Genomic DNA, 2,856 nt, shown 5'->3' on the forward strand with positions numbered 1-2,856 from the left:
GCAAAGAGGGGCACCGCTACAAGGCGCTCTCGTATATGATTTACAACTGGATCAGCATCAGATATGATCTTGCTGTGGTTTTTGAAATCGCGGAATTTTTACAAAATCAAGAACGATTTATCGATTCTTATGTAAATGCGCTCGTGGAGCGCTCTGGAAATGAGCGTATCGTCACGAAAGCTTTTGACGGCGCATTTATCAAAATCGTAGCCGATAAACTAAAGCGGGCGTACCCAGATCGTTTCGTGGGCATTAAATCCACGCGTAGCGGCAAAATCGTCATCGTAGACGAAAAAAGCTAATCGTGAGCGAGACTATCGCCGCTATCGCTACGGCTCACGGCATCGGCGGAATTTGCATAATTAGAATTTCAGGCGAGGAAGCGCTATCTATCGCTCTAAGCCTTTCACATCGCAGTTCTTTGCGCCCTCGCTATGCTACGCTTGTGAATCTTTTTGACGCGTTCGGCGAAGCGTTCGGCGAGGCGATTTTGATATATTTTAAAGCTCCGCATAGCTTTACCGGCGAGGATGTTGTAGAGGTGCAGACCCACGGCGGCTTTACGGCTTCGTCCTTGGCGTTAGATGCTGTGCTGGCTCTGGGCGCACGCATAGCAAATCCGGGCGAGTTTAGTAAGCGAGCGTTTTTAAACGGCAAAATGGATCTTAGTAAAGCCGAAGCCATAAGCGATCTTATAAATTCGCGCTCGCAAAGTGCGGCTAAAATTTTAGCTAGAAACCTGCGCGGCGAGCTAGCAGACTTCGTCGCAAATCTGCGCGCAGCTCTGGTTAAGACGTTGGCCTTCGTCGAGGTTTGCATCGACTACGCGGAGGACGATCTGCCCGAAGATGTGCTGCAAAACTCACAAGAAATGCTTAGCCAAAATATCGCTTCGCTAGAAAAAATCACTCGCATCAGCCGCAGCCGCAAGGGACTGATCGAGGGCTTTAAAGTAGCGATTGTGGGTAAGCCCAATGTCGGTAAATCAAGCATTTTAAACTCTATGCTGAGCTTTAGTCGCGCTATCGTGAGCGACGAAGCGGGCACTACGCGCGATCTTATCGAAGAAAGCCTGCAGATAGGCACTCATCTAATCCGTATAGTCGATACTGCAGGTATCAGACACAGCGACTCAAAGCTTGAAAGTATCGGCATTTCATATTCGCTTCGCGCTGCAAGCGAGGCGGACGTGATTTTGGCAGTGTTTGACGCAAGCCGCGAATGGGACGCCGAGGACGCGCAGATCCTAAAAATATTGCGCGAACAAAAAAGCAAAAAAATCATCTACGTTTTAAATAAATGCGACTTGCCGCGTAAATTTCATCTTAGCGTGGAGGATCTTGACGAGGATTTAGAGGCTTTTTCTGCAGAAAATTTCGCAGCTGAAAGTCCCATATCAGAGAATTTCACAGCCGAAAATTTAAAGCAAAGTCGGACCTGCGATGTTTTTTTAAATTCCTGCGCGCAGAATTTAAAAGCTAAAAATTTAAAGCGTGACTTAAGCGCGCAAAATTCTACTTCCACAAATTCCGCGCCTACAAGCCAAATAGCCCTTGCGAATTCCATAAATCTGATGGAACAGAATTCCGCTGCAAAAACCGGGCTAGCGTCGCCAAATACCGAGCGCACTACTGCAAGCTGTGCTGCGGAGAATTTTACTCAGGATGATTCCAAACAAAATTCTGCAAATTCCATCGCGCCTGGTAGCTCTGCAATAAATTCCGCTGGGCAAAATACCCAGGCAAATTCCATTTTTACGCCACTTGAAATTTCTGCAAACGAGGGCGTGGATCAAATTTTAACTGCGCTTGAGAGCTACTTAAATTCTCAAAATTTCGATGGCCTTATGCTAAGCAATGAGCGGCAAATTCTATCTTGCGAGAGCGCGCTTGCGGCTCTTAAAAACGCGAGCGAGCGCCTGGCTTGCGGCGAGCTTGAGCTTTTTGCATTTGAGATAAATCGCGCGATTGAGGCGATTGCACGTATTTCGCGTCCATTTGAGCGAGATGAAATTTTAGACGAAATGTTTAGCAATTTTTGCCTCGGCAAATAGCGTTTTAGCTACTAATTAGCCAAAATTCAATATAATCTCGCATTTAAAACGAGGTCTTTATGAAGGAAAAAATCCAATATTTTTTGGCGCTGTGTCTGATAAAATTTGCAAAATTCGCGCCGAAAAGCTTCATATTCGCATTTTTCGACAAGCTTGCACTTTTTGCATCGTGGAAGCTTAGCAGGCGCGTTAAAGTCGCGCAGGATAACCTTCGCGCCGCCTATCCGCAAAAAAGCGAAAGTGAGCTTCACTCTCTTGCGATCGAGAATTTTCGCAGTATCGCTAGGACGCTTACCGACACGCTTTTATTTTACAATGGCAGACTAAAATTTGATGATCTGATTTCAAACGGCGAGCAGGCGCTAGAGCGCGTCCGAAAGCTAAAAGGTGATAATCCGCACGGGATTTTATTTTTTACCGCACATTTTGGAAATTGGGAAATTCTAGCTAATTTTTTTGGCGCCAATGGCTTTCCTGTCTCGGTAGTCGGGCGTCGCAGCGATAATGAGTTGATCGAAGAGCGGCTAGTGGCGCCGTTTCGCGAACGCTACGGCAACGACCTCATTTACAAGGACGATGCGATGCGCAGGCTCGTGCAGGCGCTAAAGCAGGGGCGCAACGTAGGCATTCTGCCCGATCAAAAGCCAGGCCCTAAAAACAGCCTGATTACGACCTTTTTTGGACGACAGTGCTACACTACAAAGACTATCGCGTCGCTTTATTTGAAATTTCGCCCCGTGCTGATCCCGATCTTTGCGCGGCGCGGCGCGGATAATCGCTATGAGATCGTGATTAAGGATTTC

The 2,856-nt window shown here is 47.1% G+C and carries 2 protein-coding genes and 1 pseudogene; all 3 read left to right on the forward strand.

Annotated elements, in window-relative coordinates:
* A pseudogene (locus Q0277_RS09385) lies at positions 1 to 302 on the forward strand (protein jag); the annotation flags it as partial.
* Between the two features lie 2 nt (positions 303 to 304).
* Positions 305 to 2,053, forward strand: a complete 1,749-nt coding sequence (mnmE, locus tag Q0277_RS09390) for a tRNA uridine-5-carboxymethylaminomethyl(34) synthesis GTPase MnmE (protein ID WP_297997506.1) — start codon at positions 305 to 307, stop codon at positions 2,051 to 2,053.
* Positions 2,054 to 2,112: 59 nt separating this feature from the next.
* Positions 2,113 to 2,856 (forward strand): acyltransferase (locus tag Q0277_RS09395; protein WP_297997507.1); only part of this gene is annotated, 744 nt, incomplete at its 3' end.

The sequence above is a fragment of the uncultured Campylobacter sp. genome (assembly GCF_938030815.1).
In the GTDB taxonomy this organism is placed as follows: domain Bacteria; phylum Campylobacterota; class Campylobacteria; order Campylobacterales; family Campylobacteraceae; genus Campylobacter_B.